Raw genomic sequence first — 18,205 nt, forward strand, 5'->3', positions numbered from 1 at the left:
TTGCCCGAGCCTGCAATTACAAAAAAGTGGCAAATTTTAAGAACTGTACATATAATTAAATCAAAAGTTGCGTAAGGGAAACAAAATAAAAAGGAGGAAACAATGATGAGTGAATGTAACATGATTAGCCTGAACCAAGGGGAAATGGGAAATGTAATTAGAATTACTGCAATTCATCTTGGAGGAGTAATGAGAAGAAGGTTATTGGATTTAGGTTTTGTTCCGGGTGCCGAAGTGGAAGTCATCCGCAGAAGCCCTCTAGGAGATCCGATTGCATTCCGTGTCAGCCAGACCACGATTGCTCTAAGGAGAGAAGAGAGCAGTAATATTGAAGGGGAACTGATCCATCATGGATAAAATCTACACAATTGCGCTGGCGGGTAACCCGAATACAGGGAAAACTACCTTATTTAATGCTCTTACAGGTCTTAGGCAGCACACGGGAAATTGGGCTGGAAAGACTGTGTCTCTTGCACAGGGGGCAATCGAATATAACGGAAATAAATACAATATAATAGATCTTCCAGGAACCTACTCCCTGTTTTCAAATTCAAAGGATGAAGAAGTGGCCCGGAATTATATCGTATTTGAAAAACCGGATGTGACAGTAGTTGTGGTTGATGCCATGGCGTTAGAGCGGAATTTGAATCTGGCACTGCAGGTGGTTGAAATGACTGAATCAGTAATCCTGTGCATCAATCTTATAGATGAAGCAGAAAAACTTGGAATTAAGATAAATGAACGATTGTTAATGAAGCGGTTAGGCGTCCCAGTCGTTAAAATATCGGCGCGGGATAAAAAAGGATTCTCTATGTTATTAGATACAATAGAACGCGTGGCAAGCGGGATCATTGCATGCAGACCTGTACAAACCAAGTATAACCAGGAAATCGAAGAAAGCATCAGAAGGCTTGAGCCAGAGGTAAGCAGGATAATAGGAAGTCAGCTTTCCTCCCGATGGGTTTGCTTAAGATTGCTGGATGGAGATGAAGCATTGCTGGGTGAAATCAATAAGCGCTTAACAGCCAAGGAGGAATAAACATGGGACTTGAACATCTTTTTGCCGAGGCACAACAGCTGTCTACCCCAAAATTAAGAGACGATATTGTTCACAGCCTCTATGATAGAAGCCGGCAGCTTTGTGCAGAAGGAGTGATCTATCCCCAATCTCAAAGGGATACAAGGACAGAACGGCTGGATGCCATCCTAACCTCGCCTGTATGGGGATTTCCAGTCATGATTCTTATGCTGGGTGCAGTATTTTATATAACCATTGCAGGAGCAAATATACCTTCTTCCATGCTGGCTGAATTTTTCGGTTCATTGGAAGGGCACTTAAAATCAGTCTTCGATATGTTTCAAGCACCTGATTGGTTATACGGCTTGCTCGTGCCAGGTTTATATAGGGGCACCACATGGGTTGTCAGTGTTATGCTCCCGCCTATGGCCATATTCTTTCCAACATTTGCGTTGCTGGAGAACTATGGATATCTGCCGAGAGTTGCCTTCAATTTGGATCGGATCTTTAAAACAGCAGGTGCCCATGGAAAGCAATCATTAACAATGGCTATGGGCTTTGGCTGTAATGCCGCTGCTGTAATTTCGACACGTATCATTGAATCTCCCCGAGAGCGAATGCTTGCCATATTGACGAATAATTTTGTCCCATGCAATGGCCGATGGGGAACATTGATTGTATTGGCTTCTCTTTTCATGGCAGCCAACTTTTCCGGCGGTATGAAATCCCTGGTCACAACCGGGGTTATCGTTGCCCTTGTCATCTTCGGGATTATCGTAACATTCTTTGTCTCCTGGGCATTATCAAAAACAGTTTTGAGAGGCATGCCCACACATTATACTTTGGAACTGCCTCCATACCGGCGCCCTAAGATTTTTGACACGGTGATTCGGTCATCCCTGACTAAGTCCTGGTCAGTGTTAGTGCGTGCGGTGAAAGTCGCGGCACCTGCAGCCATTCTCACGTGGGTCGTTGCAAATATATACATCGGTGATACCAGCATTTTAATGTACCTGGTACATTTTCTCGACCCATTTGCTCAACTGCTCGGATTAGACGGCTATATATTGCTGGCTTTCATATTAGGATTACCGGCAAACGAAATTGTTCTTCCGATTCTCTTAATGGGATACCTTTCCACAGGCTCGCTTACCGAAGTTGATAGTCTCGTAGATTTAAAGCAAATATTTCTGGATCATGGCTGGACGTGGATAACGGCATTAAATATGATGCTGTTTTCTATCCTCCACTATCCGTGCGGAACAACATTGATCAATATATATAAAGAGACAAAAAGTAAGAAGTGGACCTTTTTGGCCTTCCTTATTCCAACTGCTATTGCCATTATCATACCCTTTACCATCACCCAGACAGCAAGGCTGTTCGGATGGAACTAGGTGGATGATATATAAACCACGAAAGGATAAAATTGCATCCTCTGTTTAAGTATCCAGGGGAAGCAGAGAGTTGGATGGGAAATATACAAAATTCTGGAATTTGGGTTATGATAGAAGAAAAAGATAGGAGGACTTATATGGAGCAGGATGAAAAATACATTAGAGCGAAAAAGAAAGTACAAAATTTAAAGGCCTTCTATATTCATTTGACAGTGTATGTTTTAGTGAATATCATGCTTTTTGCCATCAATCTTAGTTCGGATGCCGGGAATTGGTGGTTTCTGTATCCACTTGGAGGCTGGGGAATCGGTCTGGCGGTACACGGTGTTTCTCTGTTGTTCTACGGAAGTTTAGGCGCAGATTGGGAAGAACGTAAAATCAAGGAATATATGGAGAAGGATAGATAAAAATATGCAGCCAAAGCACTGGGTTACATCTGACGCACACAGTTATGCTAATTAATTCTATACGCAAGACAACCTGAGTTAAAATATCTGCTTAAATTAAATAAATCTCCGCATAGCCTCCTTCATTTTTTGCTATAAAGGAGGCTTTTTATTCCTCCGGTTTAAATTCCCTTTTTAATCTAAAGCATGTGCAATGTACATCTGCTGAGCATGGGGTATAATTTCATTTACAGATAGCAATCTTTAGAAACAACTGCCCATGGAACATTACATAAAGTGGTTTACATAATTGCCAAAGCATTATCATGTGTAACAAAATTAATAAAAAAGACAGGAGCTGATACAGGAATGTTCAAAAAAATAATGGCCAAACTTGGTAAAGGGGCTGCAATTGTTGATCTGCGTTACGAAAACAAGCCGTATTTTACAGGTGAAACCTTACATGGTGAAGTAATTCTTCATGGGGGAGAGGTAGAACAGCTTATCAATGAATTATCTGTACGCCTGATGATTAGAGTGCGCACAAAAAATGGTCAAAATGTGACAAAACAGGTATCTGCAGTGCCATTGAGCGGACCGTTCAAGATAAAAGCGAAGGAAGAAAAGACTTTTAACTTTAGCTATGCTATACCGCATGATCTTCCTTTAACAAGAGGACCGATCTCTTATTACTTTGATACCCATCTGGATATCCAGGGAGGATTGGATCATATCGAAGTAGATCCGCTGGTATTGGAGGCTCCAAAAGAACTGGCAGCTATTTTCAATGCACTTGGTTCGCTGGGCTTTCGGGAAAAACCTACATCTGGCAAGGTCGATACGTACGGGCAGGAATTTTCGTTTTTTCCTACACTACAGTTTACGGGCCAGCTGAATGAGTTAGAGATAAGGGTTTCCTCAGGAAATGGCAGAGAGCATGTGTTTATGGAAGTAGATATTCGACATGGCTATCGTGAACTGGAAGCCAGGAAAGAGTTTGATATTGACCACAGCCTAATAGAGGAACCGGAAAATTTATCAAATTATTTACTTGATCAAATTACAGAACTCCTTGACCAGCCTCAATTGTTCACAGGCGATTTTTCCTTCCGAAACCAATATTCTCAATCAGGCCATAAGCTCGGTGGAGGCGTAGGCGGAATGATTGGAGGAATGGGGGCTGGATTATTGGGCGGTATACTTCTAAGTGAACTGCTTGACGACCTTAATGTCGGTGAAATGTTCGAGGGAGCTGCAGACGAATTGGGCATGGATGAAGATTCATTTGATGCAGATGATTCATATGGCGATGACTTTGGCGGCTTTGATGATGGAGATGTATGACTCAAGTCAGCACCGTTGACAAACTTTATGGAATTGCATAAAATAATATTAAATCAATCGCATACTATCTCCTAAAGGGGAGTAGCTTTAACAGTATAGTCGTCATTTCAGAGTGTAAACTCTCGGCTTTACTGGCAACTTTAGTTGTTAGCAAGACCTTTATCAATCTCTTTGGTAAAGGTCTTTATTTATGGCTTTTACCGGAGACGGTGAGAGCCATTTTTTAATTCGACGGAACAGATTTCCTTATTGGATATACGGCTGCAGAAAGACGATTGTGCCCGTCAAAAGGAGTAGTAGGCAAAACTTGATGTCATGCCTGAAAAGGAGTCCGGGAGACGTGATGGATCAATAGCGAGGATTTGAAATTATATCAACTATGATAAAAAAAGCAATAACTAGTTTAGATGATTTTGAAAGGAGAATGTTCAATGTTTTTTCATCCTATGGATTTTTTGATCCTGATTGCGTTTGGAGTATCGATATGGGCCCAGTTCAGAGTAAAGGGCAATTTTAATAAGTGGGCTGACGTTCCTACAAGAACCGGATTAACTGGTGCGGATGTTGCCAGAAGAATCCTTGATGGTAATGGATTAAGTCACATTCCGATTGAAGTGGTACCAGGTGCTTTGTCCGACCATTATGATCCGGTTAGCCGTGTCGTACGTTTATCTGAGAGAGTATATTATGGAGCTTCAATTGCATCTGTATCTGTAGCCGCCCATGAAGTTGGCCATGCAATCCAGCATAAACAATCATACGGTGCACTTGTAATGCGTCATCGCATGTTCCCGGTTGTAAATCTGACATCAGGAGTGGCTCCGTTCCTATTGCTGGGAGGATTCTTCTTCCAGAACTTTTCTTTAATAGGATTAGGAATCATTTTCTTCTCGGCAGCTGTTGCTTTCCAATTAATTACCTTGCCAGTGGAATTCAATGCAAGTTCAAGAGCGAGAAAACTGATGCTGGCAGAAGGATTAATTTACAATGATGAAGAAAAAGGCGTAAACAAAGTGCTGAATGCTGCGGCGCTTACTTATGTAGCTGCGGCACTGATCTCACTTTTGGAGCTGCTAAAATATGTAATGATATTCTTCCAGGGAAATCAGGACGAAGAATAGTAGATATAAGAGTCTACGGTAAATGCTAGGAATGAAAGCAAAATGTCTTTTGTCAATGCCAGAGAGAATGGGTTCCATTCTCTCTGGTTATTTTTTTTCGTCAGCATCAGGATTTTTTTTAGCAATTTATTAAATAGGAAGATAATTTAAACTTCTTCTAAGACCCCCATATCGGATGCAAATGTTTCCGAATCATCATATAGTGGTATTTTAATTGCTAAGTTAGTAAAGATGCGTTTTCATATCATAATTAAACAAACATATTTTGAAAAGCTGCATAGCCTCAGGTGTAAAGTGCAGTTAATACTTGTGAATGTCATTCATGGCGGAAGCGTAGATTGGATATAAACAAATTTACAGATAGATAGATTTTAAGAAGTCTATATGGATCTTAAAAATCGGAAAGTGACAACAGTATGTTTATATCAAATGACTAAAAAATAAGGTAATGGTGAATCATTAATGGCGGAGTACCGTACAAGGCAAGATAGAAAAAGAAAACACCAAGAACGGAAGACAAGGAAAAAGATGGGGGTAGCGGCAAAGGTCATACTTAGCCTGTTCTTAGCGGCTATTTTTGTCATGGCTGCTGGTGCAGGTTTTGTTAATTCCATTGTACAAAAAGTTCCTGAAATGGACACATCCAGGCTGGCAGATCCACTATCAACAAAATTTTATGATCGTAATGGCGAGTTCATCCACGAATATGGAATGGAAAAACGCACAAAGGTAGCATATGAGCAAATTCCCAAAGTGTTGGAAGAAGCGGTAATTGCAACAGAGGATAGCCGTTTTTACCAGCATTCAGGAATCGATATTAAAAGAACGGCAAAAGCAATCTATGAAAACTTCACAGGCGGGTTCGGTTCCCAGGGTGGAAGCACCATTACCCAGCAGGTGGTGAAAAATTCCTTCCTTACCCGGGATAAAACGATAGAACGAAAGGTGAAGGAATGGTATATGGCCCTTAAGCTGGAGCAGCAATATACAAAGCAAGAGATACTTACCATGTATTTGAATAAGATAAATTTCGGAAATCGTTCGTACGGCTTTGCAGCTGCGGCTAATAATTACTATGGCTTGGAAGTGGACAAACTTAAGGACATGACTCTTCCGCAGGCTGCTATGCTGGCCGGGCTGCCGCAAAGTCCAAATAACTATGACCCCAGCAACCCGAAAAACATGGAAGCTGCCACTAAACGCCGCGACATTGTTTTAGCATCTATGCATCGGCAGGGATATATTACGAGAAAGGAAATGGAGGATGCCAGGAAGGTTCCGGTAGCGGAAGGCATAGTGAAAGAGAAGAAGGATGGAGGAATGCCTTATCAAGCCTTTTTGGACGCAGCGGTAAAAGAAGTGGAGTCCAAAATCAAGGGTGTTGATATAAACACAGATGGTTTAAAGATTTACTTGACTCTAGACCAGACGATGCAGGCATATGCTGATTCCATCATGGACTCAGGGAAAATTGTCCGTTATCCTAATGACCGTTTACAGGCTGCTTTTACATTCATGGATTCAAAAAACGGTGCAATCAGGGCTATAGGGAGCGGCAGGAAAGAATACAGGGCAACCTTTCGCGGAAGCAATCTGGCTATAGATTCTAAACGTCAGCCGGGTTCAACCTTTAAACCTATATTTGATTATGGACCTGCAATCGAATATTTAAAATGGTCAACCTATCACCAAATAAAGGATGAACCTTATAAGTATTCAAATGGCGATCCAATCCGAAATGTATATAAGAATTATAAAGGCTCCATGTCGATAAGGAATGCACTAGTAGAGTCCCGGAACATCCCTGCACTGAAAACCTTGCAGGAGGTTGGATTGGACCAGGCAAAAACATTCTCAAAAGCTCTGGGAATAACCTATCCGGATGACACTGTCTATGAATCTTTCTCAATCGGGAGCAATCCTGTATCGACTGTTCAATTAGCAGGGGGCTATGGTGCCTTTGCGAACAATGGAGATTATACTAAGCCGCATTTTGTATCAAATGTTGTGCTTTCGAACGGAAAAACCATCGACTTTACTCCGGAGAAAAAGCGTGTCATGAAGGATTTCACGGCTTATATGATTACGGATATCTTGCGCGGAGTAATCAATTCACCAAATGGTACCGGCCAAAGGGCAAAGATTGCTGGACTGGATCTTGCGGGAAAGACAGGGACGACCAACTTTGACAGCCAGACAATCCGTCGATTTGGTTATCCGAAAAATGCTACCAATGACAGCTGGTTTGCCGGATATACACCACAGTATACGATGGCAGTATGGACTGGATATGTCCGGAACGGAAAAGGGAACTATATGGTTGGGGATGATACGAAGGTCTCCCATTATATTTTTAAGGCGATGCTGCAAAAATTCGCCACGGATAGGAAGCCTTTCGTCCAGCCGGCATCAGTCGAAAAAATACGGAATGAGCTATATATCAAAGGCGTTAAACCGGATGTCCTGCCTCCGGCGCCCAAGTCTGCAGCCAGCTTGAAGCAACAAGCCGAGAAGAAAAAAATAAGTAAGAAGCTTAAGGGAAAAGAAGCCAAGTCTAAAAAAACTAAAGGAAAAAAAGGCAAGGAGAAAAAAGGCCATTAACCTCTTACGAACCAAAAGAGCAGCTATCCAGCTAAGGAAAGTTGCTCTTTTCAGGTACTTTGAAATTTTCATCTACTTGTTTCCTGGGGCAGGCTGGTCAACGCCCCGTACCCGGTGGCGATGGCCTGCGTCCTCACTGGTATAAAAATCGTAATAATGTACATGCATCCCATTTCCAACAGGAATGGCTGGGCCTGAATATGCCTTGTAATGGTGAGTGTGGCCATCCTCGAATACCACATACCCTTCTGTGTAATGTATATGGTTATCATCCTGAGTCTTTATTGGCGGGGAAGTAACGTCCAGACATTGGTGTACATGGCCTGCATCGACTGATGTATAATCAACAGATCCGTGAGTGTGGTTCGGTACAAAACCCGGGACAAATTCATCCTTTCCGGCTCTATTCATTCGCGGACTCTCCCTTCTCAGCAGTTTGTAAGCTTTACTATCAGCTTATTAAACTGAGGGATTATCTATTCCTTTTGATTCAATGAGAAAAGAAAGACATTTATTTTGCTGCGGAAGGGCAAGATAAAAATTGAGGTCTCATTCATTAAGAAAGTTTTTGGGGAATAATCAAATTTTTTTGATGAATATATTGCCATTTTTTTCTTTTTGGAATATACTTACATTACATCAAAAAAATTTGATTAAAAAACAACGAATTTCTAATCGATGGATGTGTGTGTTCTTCCATCTATTTAGCTGTAATCCCTCAAGATAATCAATTTTTTTTGATAAATAAATCAAAAATATTTGATTAAGGGAGATGGTCGTATGTTTAATATGTATGAATTTGAAGTGCATGTTCATTACAAAAAAATGCAGCATGAGAAGGCGGTCAAAGAAGCTGATTTATTTCGCCAACTGAAGAAAACTCCTCCTGAACGCATCCCGATGAAAAATGTTTTAGAGCCTTTTGTAGAAAATTGCCGCCAGCCGGAATGTGGCAGTGCATACTAATCCATATGAAAAAACAGGTACTCGGTGCCTGTTTTTTCATTTTCCATCACAATTATAGTTGCTATGTTATGGATGAATATATACGATAAATATACATCAAGTTATTTTGATTTTAGGGGTGGGGACCGTGGAGAAAGATGCAGTTGTATTCAATGAAGGCCTGGATCAGATTTTCTCAACGTATGAATTGAAATTTAAGGCTTTGGGAGATAGGAAGCGGCTCCAAATCCTGAAAATCCTGACGCAGAGAGGAAGTATGTGCGTCTGTGATTTAGCACCTATTGTAGACATGCCGCAATCGAAACTTTCTTATCATCTAAAAATATTATTGGATGCTGAGCTAGTCACTAAAGAATGTAAGGGGACATGGAGTTATTATACCATCTGCCAGCAGGAACTGGAAAACCTGATATCTAAAGAAGCATACACTATCTTCAAGAAATAAAGCCTTTGCAGGTTATCCCATCTCCTGCGGAGGCTTTATTTGAAAAGGGCTTCGCAGCGCTGACTAATCCCACCTCGTGTGGGACTTGGTGACGCTGACATCCCCCGCGTCCTGCGGGGCTTGAACAACGCTGATGTTAGCACATCCATGTGCGTCAATTACAAAATGTACCTGAGCCTTGTTGCAGATTTGCAGTTCTATAGGGTCCTCGTACAAGATTATTCCTTCTTTAGAAAGGGAAAGATAAAAATAAAGAAGGAGGGAATTACACCATGAATGAAAAGGAACGAAAAGACCTGGATCAAAAGGACGCTGAGGGCTTAATGCATATTTTTGAAGCCATAAATAACGACGGGGATGAAGGGGAGCTCCAGCAAATCGCTGACCGTTACGCTCGTTCACAGATTGATGACCAGCACAGTTTAGTCTGCAACAATGAACTATTCAATAAAGAGCTTTGGGCCATTGTAGACGATACATCTCGTGAAAATGACTAATCCGTTAAAATCCCCCTTAATAATCGGAAAGGGGGATTTTTTTAGATTGGTGACATAATTCCTTTCGGACAGGGTGTTTATAGTGATTTAAACGTCAGGTCCCGGGAAAACGAACCAATCTATGAATGACATCCTACTATCCTCCCCATGTACGATACGAATCAAGGCATCAATACAGTTATTAATTGAAACATTCCTGTATTTATTTCATACTATATATAAACAATTCTTCATGGTAGGGGAGGTTTTTGAATGGGGCACCATCACGGCCATTCTCATGAACATGGCCATGGACATCATCACCATCATTCTTCTAATAAAAAAGCATTATTGGCGTCATTCATCTTAATAGCCTCTTTTATGGTCATAGAAGTGATTGGAGGACTATATACCAATAGTTTGGCATTATTATCAGATGCAGGACATATGCTTAGTGACGCTGCAGCGCTTGGCTTAAGCTATGTAGCAATTCTCCTGGGAGAACGCAAGGCTACGAAATCCAAGAGCTATGGATATAGGCGTTTTGAAATTATTGCAGCTTCCATAAATGGGTTAACTCTGATTGCTATTTCTATCTACATTTTTTATGAGGCATTCCATAGAATGATCCAACCGCCTGAGGTACAAAGCTTAGGTATGCTTTCCATTTCAATATTGGGCCTCGTGGTCAACATCATTGCTGCATGGATATTGATGAAAGGCGATAAGGATGAGAATCTCAATGTCCGAAGTGCATTCTTGCACGTAATGGGTGATATGCTGGGATCAATTGGTGCAATTGGTGCATCGTTATTAATCTATTTCTTTAATTGGGGGATAGCCGATCCAATAGCTTCAATTATCGTTGCAGTGCTGATTGTAATCAGCGGCTGGAGAGTAACACGGGAATCGTTCCATATCCTTATGGAAGGGACACCATCACAAATTGATATGAAAGAGGTCAAGTCTGCGCTATTGGAAATCCCAAGGGTGTGCGGGGTGCATGATTTGCATATTTGGACAATTACTTCCGGGTTTCCTACATTAAGCTGTCATGTAGTAATAGGGAACGGAGCAGCACACGATGATATTTTGCGTAAGGCGCAGTCCTTGTTACATGACCAATATGGAATAGAGCACAGCACGATCCAGGTTGAACAGGAAGAGAACGGCTGTCCAAATCCCCATGATTCGTGCAATTAATCCGAACCATGTAAAAAAAATTAGAATGCTTGGAGACGTAACTGGTCCCAGGCTTTTTTTATTCGATAAGAAAGTATAACTTTAACCGCTTAGACTATGTCCAGCTTCGACGTACACGAGCTATAAGGGCAGAGTCCCCAGGGCCCCGCACGATGTGGGTTCAGTCAGCATTGCCACACGACGTGGCGTACTTAACTGACTTGCCACTTGTGGCCTCTTAGCAGCCGTTTCACATGTAGCAGTGAATAGCCGGGGCTCAATGTTTTATAAGGGCGCTTCCGGTTTTCTAATTATGTTTAACATATTCCTGACATAATGGAGTGGTAATTTAGACTATGGCTGCTAATTCACCATCTGGTCGTTGAAACAGCATTCATCTATAATCTAATAATGAAGGAGGGATCCTCATTTGAAAAAAATTCTTATCGTTGAAGACGAAGCTGCCATTTCTATGGTGTTAAAAGCCTATCTGCAAAGAGAGGGCTTTGAAACCATTCAAGTTTTTGATGGAGCAGAAGCATTGAGTATATTTGGTGCTTCCCGTCCTGATTTGGTCCTTCTGGATGTGATGCTGCCGGGAAAGGACGGCTGGGAAATATTAAAAGAAATTCGAGAGACGGATTCCTGTCCGGTCATTATGCTTACCGCATTGGGGGATGTTGATCATAAATTGGAAGGTTTTAAGGGTGGTGCGGACGATTATATAGCCAAGCCATTTATTGCTGAAGAAGTAGTAGCAAGGGTTCATGCGGTTTTGCGGAGAGCACCTGTTATGTTGGCTGAAGAAAATGTCCGTCAGTATGGTGGACTTAGAATTGATTTTGATTCCTATTCGGTTCAGGTATATGGAAAGGAAATTACTCTGACACCGAGGGACCTTTCACTGTTAATGTTTTTTGCAAAGAATCCAAATCATATATTTACAAGAGATCAGCTGATTGATCAGGTTTGGGGTATGGATTATGAAGGAAGCGATCGTGCCGTAGATCTTGCGATTAAAAGGATACGAAAGTCCCTGAAGCAATGGCCTGCTTCGGATGGCGAGATAAAAACTTTAAGAGGATTGGGGTATCAGTTGTGTGTCTATGAGAAATAACAAGCGGACTACTTTGTTAAGATATTGGACAACTCGTTATGTCCTGACCTTGTTCATCGGCCTTGCGTTTCTTGGTGTTATATCCATGTGGTGGATGCAGCAGACTGCGCTGGAGTACAGGCTGAATCTGTTGAAATACTTAGCGGATGAAACGTCTGACCGCGCAATCAAGGATAATGGAAGAGTGGTAATTGGTCCGACATTATCAGAAATCATAAATGAACGTGAAAGTATTCTGCACTTAAACAAGGAGCCAATCATTTATATTACAGAACCAAACGGGCACATTATTTTTACAATGCCCCAAATATATATCAAACCTGGTGATGATTATGTCCAGAAAACCATTCTTACAAATAAGGATTCCATTAAAAAACTAAAGCTGGACAATGGTGAAAAGGTGTTTGTCGTTAAGTCGCCAATCGATTATGCAGGCAAAACCATTGGCTGGGTTTTTATTGTTCAGGAGGAGGACTCCTTAAAAGAAATTAATCAGGACCATGGGCTGCTTGCGATTATGTTGGTCGGTCTCGGAGTTTTAGGATGGGCTGTCATATACGTACTTTCCAGAAAAATTTCAAGGCCGATTCAAAATGTGGCAAACGCTGCGGTACAGATTCGCAAGGGCAATTATGATATTAATCTGAATGAAGAGGCGCGAGAAGAAGAAATATATGAGCTTGTGGAATCATTTAAAGCCATGACCAATCGGCTTACGCAGCTTGAAAAGCTTCGTGCACAGCTTTTTGCCGGAGTTACTCACGATTTAAAAACGCCTGTTACTGCTATTAGCGGTTTGGTACAAGCTGTAAAAGACGACGTTGTCACCGGGCCAGAAAGCAAGGAATTCCTGGCAATTTCGCTGAAGGAAATGAAAAGGCTTCAAAGGATGATAGAAGAACTTCTTGACTTCAATGCCATTTCTGCCGGTGCCTTTAATATTAAGACTGAAAAGCATAATATGAATAAGCTTATCCAGGAGGTTGCTTATCAATGGAAAGCGACCCAGGATGAGCAGGATTTTGAATTAAATGTTATCGTACCGGAAAATACCGTGTTTGCACTGGTTGATCCATTAAGGATCCACGAGATAATGGTAAACTTGCTGAATAACGCCAGGCAGGCTTTAGGACAGGACGGACATATTGCCGTTATCCTCTATTCAGAACCAGGGCATGCATATATTGATATTAAAGATAATGGGAAAGGGATTCCTGCGGCAGAACAGGACTTTGTATTCGAGCCGTTTTATCGGGGAGAAAAGAAAAAGTTGAAGGTACGGGGTCTTGGATTGGGACTTCCTTTCAGCAAATTGCTGGCAAAGGCCCAGAATGGAGATATTAGCCTTACAGACACAAGCGATACCGGGACAACATTTACGGTTTCTCTGCAATCACTGGCTTAATATACGCTTATTATTATCCCAATCAAATCAAAAATGCTTGGATATCAGTTATCCAAGCATTTTTGATGGCTAAACAATTAATTTATGAGGCTGATTGCACGCCATAACTGGAATTGTCTCGTCTTTCTCGGAAGAAATCGTCCCATTTCCTCTTCGTTGTATCCGGCATGCATGTTTTTCTCATCGAATATAATCGGGCGGCGCAGCAGTTCAGGGTTTTCCTGAATAATTTCGCAAAGATCATTTAACGGGATGTTATTTAGATCGATATTCAGGCTCTTGAATTTTTTAGAGCGTGTTGAGATTATTTCATCTGTTCCCCCTTCTGTTTTTCGCAGTATAGCTTTTATCTCTTCAACTGACAAAGGCTGTGAGTAAATATTTCTTTCTTTATATGAAATATCATTTCGTGAAAGCCATGCTTTTGCTTTTCTGCATGCAAGGCTGCTTGGTACGGTATAAATAGTGACCATTGTTCATCTGCTCCTTCAAATAAAGATTTTATTTTTAGAAATATATTTTTAGTTAGTTATTTATTTGATTTGTGATACTCTTACTTTATCGTTGTAATGTGTCAACTAAATGTCAGGAACGTATTTTTTTTGGAACAAATGAAATTAAGTGAAATTTTTCACGTTTTAAATTATATTTTTTATGTTCTGCAGAGCTGGTGCCGGTCTTTAGGGTGAGAGCCATGTGAGACAGGTTGATTTTTTGTCAAATATATCAGTTTTGCTGTGTTATTTTATTAGCCGGGTACAGCAATGGGATGCACAGGACAGCCATGGGGAAAGGGCTGAGCCGACAGTTCCCGGCGGCCAATGGCGGGCTAGAGGTAATAAGAGCAGCTTTTCAATGACTTGGGAAAAGCATCGAGAATCGCTGCAGGTACTCCGGCAACAATAGCGGCAGAAGAGGCAGCACAAGCTTGAAGGGCTTAAATAAATGGACCGGTATTCAAGATGAGCAGATTTTTGCCAAGCTTGTTAGACAAGTGCAGATATATGTGGAAACCGGTAATGCGGTGCAGGCGTAGTGTATCTTTCGGATACAAAACAATCCGATAAGGTAAAAACCGCAGAAACTGTATCTGATTTGCAGTAAATACCTATTATCTATCCTTCAGCAATCATTAAAAATACCAAGCATAAAGCGGACCCGAGGGATTCTTTCAATTCTTGCATGGAAAGAAGGCTAAGGCAATCTTCAAAAATTATGTTTTTAAGGAACTGAATTGACATGACAGCAGAATTTTGGCAGCCTGTTTTTTTATCACTTCAGGTTGCGGTGATTTCAAGTGTAATTGTATTTGCGGCAGGGCTGCTTCTTGCCAGAAGAAGGGCTCGGGAGCATGGGAAAGCAAGTGTCCTATTGGAAACATTCTACTTGCTTCCACTCGTTCTCCCACCGTCGGTGACCGGGTTTTTATTAATCGTGATTTTTGGTCGAAACAGCCCGGTCGGACAAGGTATAGAATGGATTTTCAACCAGCCAGTCATGTTTACCTGGTGGGCTGCGGTAATTGCCTCAGCGGTAGTTGCATTTCCGTTAATGTATCAGTCTGCAAAAACGGGATTCGAAGCAATTGATAAGGACATTGAGGATGCGGCTCGAGTGGATGGAGCTGATGAAAAAACGGTTTTTAGAAAGATTTCGCTGCCGCTTGCCGGCAAAGCAATTATGGCAGGAGGTATATTAAGCTTTGCAAGGGCATTGGGAGAGTTCGGAGCTACACTAATGTTTGCGGGGAATATTCCCGGAAAAACGCAGACCATACCAACTGCCGTTTACGTTGCCATTGATTCAGGAGAGATGGCGATGGCTTGGATGTGGGTAGGCACAATGGTTGCGATCTCATTCATTATGCTGCTGCTGGTGCATTTTATTAGGAAATAAAAGAGATGTGATCGGTATAATCACATCTCTTTTATACGGTTTTATAGGTGTTTTTAGTCATTAATTCCTTTTCAAATACACTGATGAAGAATCCTGGCATTACTTCTCGATCGCTCATCCATCTGAACCCCTGGTTTGTATATAATTCGACTCCAGGCCCATTTTGCTTTCCAGTGGATACCCTAAGAATATGAATTCCAGTTAGACGCGAATATAAATGCTGCAGGAGTCTACGGGCAATTCCTTTGCGGAAATGCTTTGGATGCACAACCATCCTGCAAATGACAGCGATGTCCGAATCAACTGTATAGGAGACTGCCCCGGCCATTTCTTTTTCAATATAACATCCCAAAAAAGATTCTCCGCACTGCGCTAAGTCTTTTGGGGTTTCCTTTAAAGGAGGGATATCTGAAAATCCGATGAGATCGGCCTCCACACGATAAGCTTCCCTCTGGAGCGTAAACAGTTCCTCGAGTGCATCTGGGTCGCTCAAATTAATTTGCTTGATCATTTATTCTTCACCTCGGATTATATTGTATTGCAACTTGCTTATTTCGAATAGACAGAATGTTAGTTGAGTCTAAATGTTGTTCAGAATGAGGATATACAATTAAGTTCATATTGGAGAATAAGATAAAAAATAAAGCTTCATGATTGAAAATGTAAGCTCCCTCCCGGGGGAGGGACCAGGCATAAAGAAAACGGAGGGAGCCCGGAAGTGCAGGGGCATAAGACAGACGCAGTAGAATTATTTCCAATTAAATTTTCCACGTTAATCAACGATCAATCTGCCATTGGGAACATAATAGGGAAGAATATTGTTGAGTCGTGGAAAAATTTGTCGGTAAATAGTTCTGCTGGAACCTTGTTTTTTTTATAATTTCCATGTTATACTATAAACAATTATTTTTGTTCGGAATAAGATAGATAGATGGATTCACCGAAAGGTTCCTCTTCAGTCATTATCCTAGATCAAGAATAGTAATATTAAGGATGTTTTCCAAGGAGGAAATATACATGGTACAAGGTAAAGTAAAATGGTTTAACGCAGAAAAAGGTTTCGGTTTCATCGAAGTAGAAGGTCAAGACGACGTATTCGTACACTTCTCTGCTATCCAAGGTGATGGCTTCAAAACTCTTGAAGAAGGTCAAGAAGTTACATTTGAAATCGAGCAAGGCGCTCGTGGACCACAAGCTGCTAACGTTCAAAAGTAATTTTTGAATATGAAAAGAGACTCCCTTTGGGGGTCTTTTTTGCGTTTGCCCGGTTAATTAAGCCTGCATCCATTTGCAGGGCATAGGGGCTTTTTACAGGAGCAAGTACATGTGTAAAAGCTTAGTCGGCCGTTCCAGCTGTCAATGGTCACAAATTGACGGGGAGAGTAGCCTTATTCATATTCTTGAGTAAAGAATACATATATCCTGACATAGTTCATTGTCTGGGTGACCTGTAAATCTTTTTGATATAACCCAATTCAGCTTAATATACAGGGAAAGCCTGTGACCTGTTGCACTTTGTTTCTTGGACATGTAGAGTTGCAGGTAGGAGGGATTGGCAAAGTGAATCTGATTTTGGTGATGGCTGGCGGGTTTCTAGGTGCCATTTGCCGGTTTGGCATTAGTTATATTTACGAAACAAAAGCAGGGGAATTTCCAATTGGTACTTTATCCATAAATATAATCGGTTGTTTTTTACTCGGCTGGCTGTACTCTTTTGCTAGAGAGAGGAGTAAGATCAGCAGTAAATTGATCCTGTTTATTGGTACGGGCTTTACAGGCTCATTTACTACATTTTCTACATTCTCAGTGGAGACATACAATCTGTTCAGTGCAGAGAACTATTTCACTGCTGTTTTGTATATAATGCTCAGTATAGGACTGGGTCTGCTGTTTGTTTATATTGGAAACGGAATTGTTAAATGGGCTCCTTACAGAAAAGGAGGGCTAAGATGATCCTTTTAGTAGGTGCCGGTGGCGCACTTGGTGCAGCTGTGAGATTCCTTCTGGGTGCAGCTATTAAGAAAATAGGCCGGCTTGATTTTCCTGCAGGGACCTGGATTATTAATCTGACAGGTTCAGCGTTTTTGGGGTTCTTATCAGGACTTTACCTTACCGGTTCTATTACCCAAGGTATGTGGCTTTTCGCAGGGGTGGGCTTTTGTGGAGCCTATACTACGTTTTCGACGTTTGGAACGGAAACAGTAACTTTAATTGAACAGAAAAAATATATGCCTGCCATGCTTTATATTGCAGGATCAGTCATATTTGGAATCTTGTTTGCGGCTGCCGGTTACGTGGCAGCACTAAAAAGTTTCCCCGGTATCAGCGTGATTTTCAATAGTTGTTCAGTGATATACTAACAAGATTTTTTGAAGATAGAGAGCCGAGAAACATCTCATTCAAGAAAATGCTAGGTGCATTTTTTTTTGGCTGTACGAACGATAAGGGTTTCAATATTGACATTCTTAACATTCTGTTCTCAGAATTTTCATCAAGAAACCCACCCGGAAATCTGGCAGATTAATCGATAGATTAAAGAAAAAATGTACGCGCACGCGATTTTATACTACGTCTCATCTTCAAAATGCCTGATGAACAAGTAAGTCTTAATTAACCATACGAAAAAGGATGCCCATAATTAATGATTCGGGGCATCCTTTTCTTTTTCATATGCAATGACGACTACGTCTTTGTCCGCCTGAGACTTAAGCTTTGCTTCAAACAATTTTATTTCAGTGACTAAATCTTCTGGCAAATCAGCTGCGGTGTAGTGGTTTTCCTCATTCATGGGAACAACTCCTTTGTAACAGGATATCCACTCCAGAGATATATCATCCGCATATGCCCCATA

General features: G+C 41.3%; 21 protein-coding genes. 17 read left to right on the forward strand and 4 right to left on the reverse strand.

Annotated elements, in window-relative coordinates; translation table 11 throughout:
* Nucleotides 1-120 precede the first annotated feature (120 nt).
* From V1500_RS04885 to V1500_RS04915, 7 genes are all read left to right on the forward strand, one after another.
* Complete coding sequence (locus V1500_RS04885) at nucleotides 121-357, forward strand: ferrous iron transport protein A (protein WP_409305915.1); 237 nt, start codon at nucleotides 121-123, stop codon at nucleotides 355-357.
* Nucleotides 350-1,039 carry a FeoB small GTPase domain-containing protein gene (locus tag V1500_RS04890; protein ID WP_409304466.1) on the forward strand — a complete coding sequence of 230 codons (690 nt, stop codon included), beginning with the start codon at nucleotides 350-352 and terminating at the stop codon, nucleotides 1,037-1,039. The genes V1500_RS04885 and V1500_RS04890 overlap by 8 nt, the downstream gene beginning before the upstream one ends.
* Before the next feature lie 2 nt (nucleotides 1,040-1,041).
* The gene (locus tag V1500_RS04895) at nucleotides 1,042-2,415 is read left to right on the forward strand and encodes a nucleoside recognition domain-containing protein (RefSeq protein WP_409304467.1); all 1,374 of its coding nucleotides are present in this window, start codon (nucleotides 1,042-1,044) and stop codon (nucleotides 2,413-2,415) included.
* Between the two features lie 137 nt (nucleotides 2,416-2,552).
* Complete coding sequence (locus V1500_RS04900) at nucleotides 2,553-2,822, forward strand: 2TM domain-containing protein (protein ID WP_409304468.1); 270 nt, start codon at nucleotides 2,553-2,555, stop codon at nucleotides 2,820-2,822.
* 348 nt (nucleotides 2,823-3,170) lie between these two features.
* Nucleotides 3,171-4,145 (forward strand): sporulation protein, encoded by a 975-nt coding sequence (locus V1500_RS04905; protein WP_409304469.1) that lies wholly within the window; start codon nucleotides 3,171-3,173, stop codon nucleotides 4,143-4,145.
* A 431-nt stretch (nucleotides 4,146-4,576) separates the two neighbouring features.
* Nucleotides 4,577-5,266, forward strand: coding sequence for a zinc metallopeptidase (locus V1500_RS04910; protein WP_409304470.1), 690 nt, complete (start codon nucleotides 4,577-4,579; stop codon nucleotides 5,264-5,266).
* 462 nt (nucleotides 5,267-5,728) lie between these two features.
* Nucleotides 5,729-7,867: a transglycosylase domain-containing protein gene (locus V1500_RS04915; RefSeq protein ID WP_409304471.1), complete on the forward strand. Its 2,139-nt coding sequence runs from the start codon at nucleotides 5,729-5,731 to the stop codon at nucleotides 7,865-7,867.
* Nucleotides 7,868-7,939: 72 nt separating this feature from the next.
* On the opposite strand, the gene V1500_RS04920 is transcribed toward V1500_RS04915, so the two are convergent.
* Nucleotides 7,940-8,278 (reverse strand): YmaF family protein, encoded by a 339-nt coding sequence (locus tag V1500_RS04920; RefSeq protein WP_409304472.1) that lies wholly within the window; start codon nucleotides 8,276-8,278, stop codon nucleotides 7,940-7,942.
* A gap of 369 nt (nucleotides 8,279-8,647) precedes the next feature.
* Between V1500_RS04920 and V1500_RS04925 the strand changes: the two genes are divergently transcribed.
* From V1500_RS04925 to V1500_RS04950, 6 genes are all read left to right on the forward strand, one after another.
* Nucleotides 8,648-8,833: a hypothetical protein gene (locus V1500_RS04925; protein ID WP_409304473.1), complete on the forward strand. Its 186-nt coding sequence runs from the start codon at nucleotides 8,648-8,650 to the stop codon at nucleotides 8,831-8,833.
* Nucleotides 8,834-8,960: 127 nt separating this feature from the next.
* Entirely contained in the window at nucleotides 8,961-9,278 is a 318-nt protein-coding gene (locus V1500_RS04930) for an ArsR/SmtB family transcription factor (RefSeq protein ID WP_409304474.1), read from the forward strand.
* A gap of 272 nt (nucleotides 9,279-9,550) precedes the next feature.
* Nucleotides 9,551-9,775, forward strand: coding sequence for a hypothetical protein (locus V1500_RS04935; protein ID WP_409304475.1), 225 nt, complete (start codon nucleotides 9,551-9,553; stop codon nucleotides 9,773-9,775).
* 252 nt (nucleotides 9,776-10,027) lie between these two features.
* Entirely contained in the window at nucleotides 10,028-10,957 is a 930-nt protein-coding gene (locus tag V1500_RS04940; RefSeq protein ID WP_409304476.1) for a cation diffusion facilitator family transporter, read from the forward strand.
* 409 nt (nucleotides 10,958-11,366) lie between these two features.
* Nucleotides 11,367-12,053, forward strand: coding sequence for a response regulator transcription factor (locus tag V1500_RS04945; RefSeq protein ID WP_409304477.1), 687 nt, complete (start codon nucleotides 11,367-11,369; stop codon nucleotides 12,051-12,053).
* Complete coding sequence (locus tag V1500_RS04950) at nucleotides 12,043-13,458, forward strand: ATP-binding protein (protein WP_409305916.1); 1,416 nt, start codon at nucleotides 12,043-12,045, stop codon at nucleotides 13,456-13,458. Before V1500_RS04945 ends, V1500_RS04950 begins: the two co-directional genes overlap by 11 nt.
* 77 nt (nucleotides 13,459-13,535) lie before the next feature.
* Here V1500_RS04950 and spx read toward each other — a convergent pair whose 3' ends face one another.
* Nucleotides 13,536-13,931 carry a transcriptional regulator Spx gene (spx, locus tag V1500_RS04955; protein WP_409304478.1) on the reverse strand — a complete coding sequence of 132 codons (396 nt, stop codon included), beginning with the start codon at nucleotides 13,929-13,931 and terminating at the stop codon, nucleotides 13,536-13,538.
* A 766-nt stretch (nucleotides 13,932-14,697) separates the two neighbouring features.
* Between spx and modB the strand changes: the two genes are divergently transcribed.
* Entirely contained in the window at nucleotides 14,698-15,354 is a 657-nt protein-coding gene (modB, locus tag V1500_RS04960; RefSeq protein WP_409304479.1) for a molybdate ABC transporter permease subunit, read from the forward strand.
* Between the two features lie 31 nt (nucleotides 15,355-15,385).
* Here the strand turns inward: modB and V1500_RS04965 are convergent, their stop codons facing one another.
* On the reverse strand, nucleotides 15,386-15,865 hold the full coding sequence (locus V1500_RS04965; protein ID WP_409304480.1) for a GNAT family N-acetyltransferase: 480 nt from the start codon (nucleotides 15,863-15,865) through the stop codon (nucleotides 15,386-15,388).
* A gap of 506 nt (nucleotides 15,866-16,371) precedes the next feature.
* Between V1500_RS04965 and V1500_RS04970 the strand changes: the two genes are divergently transcribed.
* The 3 genes from V1500_RS04970 (at nucleotide 16,372) to crcB (V1500_RS04980) (ending at nucleotide 17,714) form a co-directional block, all read left to right on the forward strand.
* A complete protein-coding gene (locus tag V1500_RS04970; RefSeq protein ID WP_101633732.1) occupies nucleotides 16,372-16,569 on the forward strand; it encodes a cold-shock protein in 198 nt (65 codons plus the stop codon).
* A 345-nt stretch (nucleotides 16,570-16,914) separates the two neighbouring features.
* Nucleotides 16,915-17,307, forward strand: coding sequence for a fluoride efflux transporter CrcB (gene crcB / locus V1500_RS04975; RefSeq protein WP_409304481.1), 393 nt, complete (start codon nucleotides 16,915-16,917; stop codon nucleotides 17,305-17,307).
* On the forward strand, nucleotides 17,304-17,714 hold the full coding sequence (gene crcB / locus V1500_RS04980; RefSeq protein ID WP_409304482.1) for a fluoride efflux transporter CrcB: 411 nt from the start codon (nucleotides 17,304-17,306) through the stop codon (nucleotides 17,712-17,714). Before crcB (V1500_RS04975) ends, crcB (V1500_RS04980) begins: the two co-directional genes overlap by 4 nt.
* Nucleotides 17,715-17,992: 278 nt before the next feature.
* On the opposite strand, the gene V1500_RS04985 is transcribed toward crcB (V1500_RS04980), so the two are convergent.
* The gene (locus V1500_RS04985; protein ID WP_409304483.1) at nucleotides 17,993-18,142 is read right to left on the reverse strand and encodes a hypothetical protein; all 150 of its coding nucleotides are present in this window, start codon (nucleotides 18,140-18,142) and stop codon (nucleotides 17,993-17,995) included.
* Between the last annotated feature and the right edge of the window lie 63 nt (nucleotides 18,143-18,205).

The sequence above is a fragment of the Peribacillus sedimenti genome, from assembly GCF_046237635.1.
GTDB lineage: Bacteria > Bacillota > Bacilli > Bacillales > DSM-1321 > Peribacillus > Peribacillus sedimenti.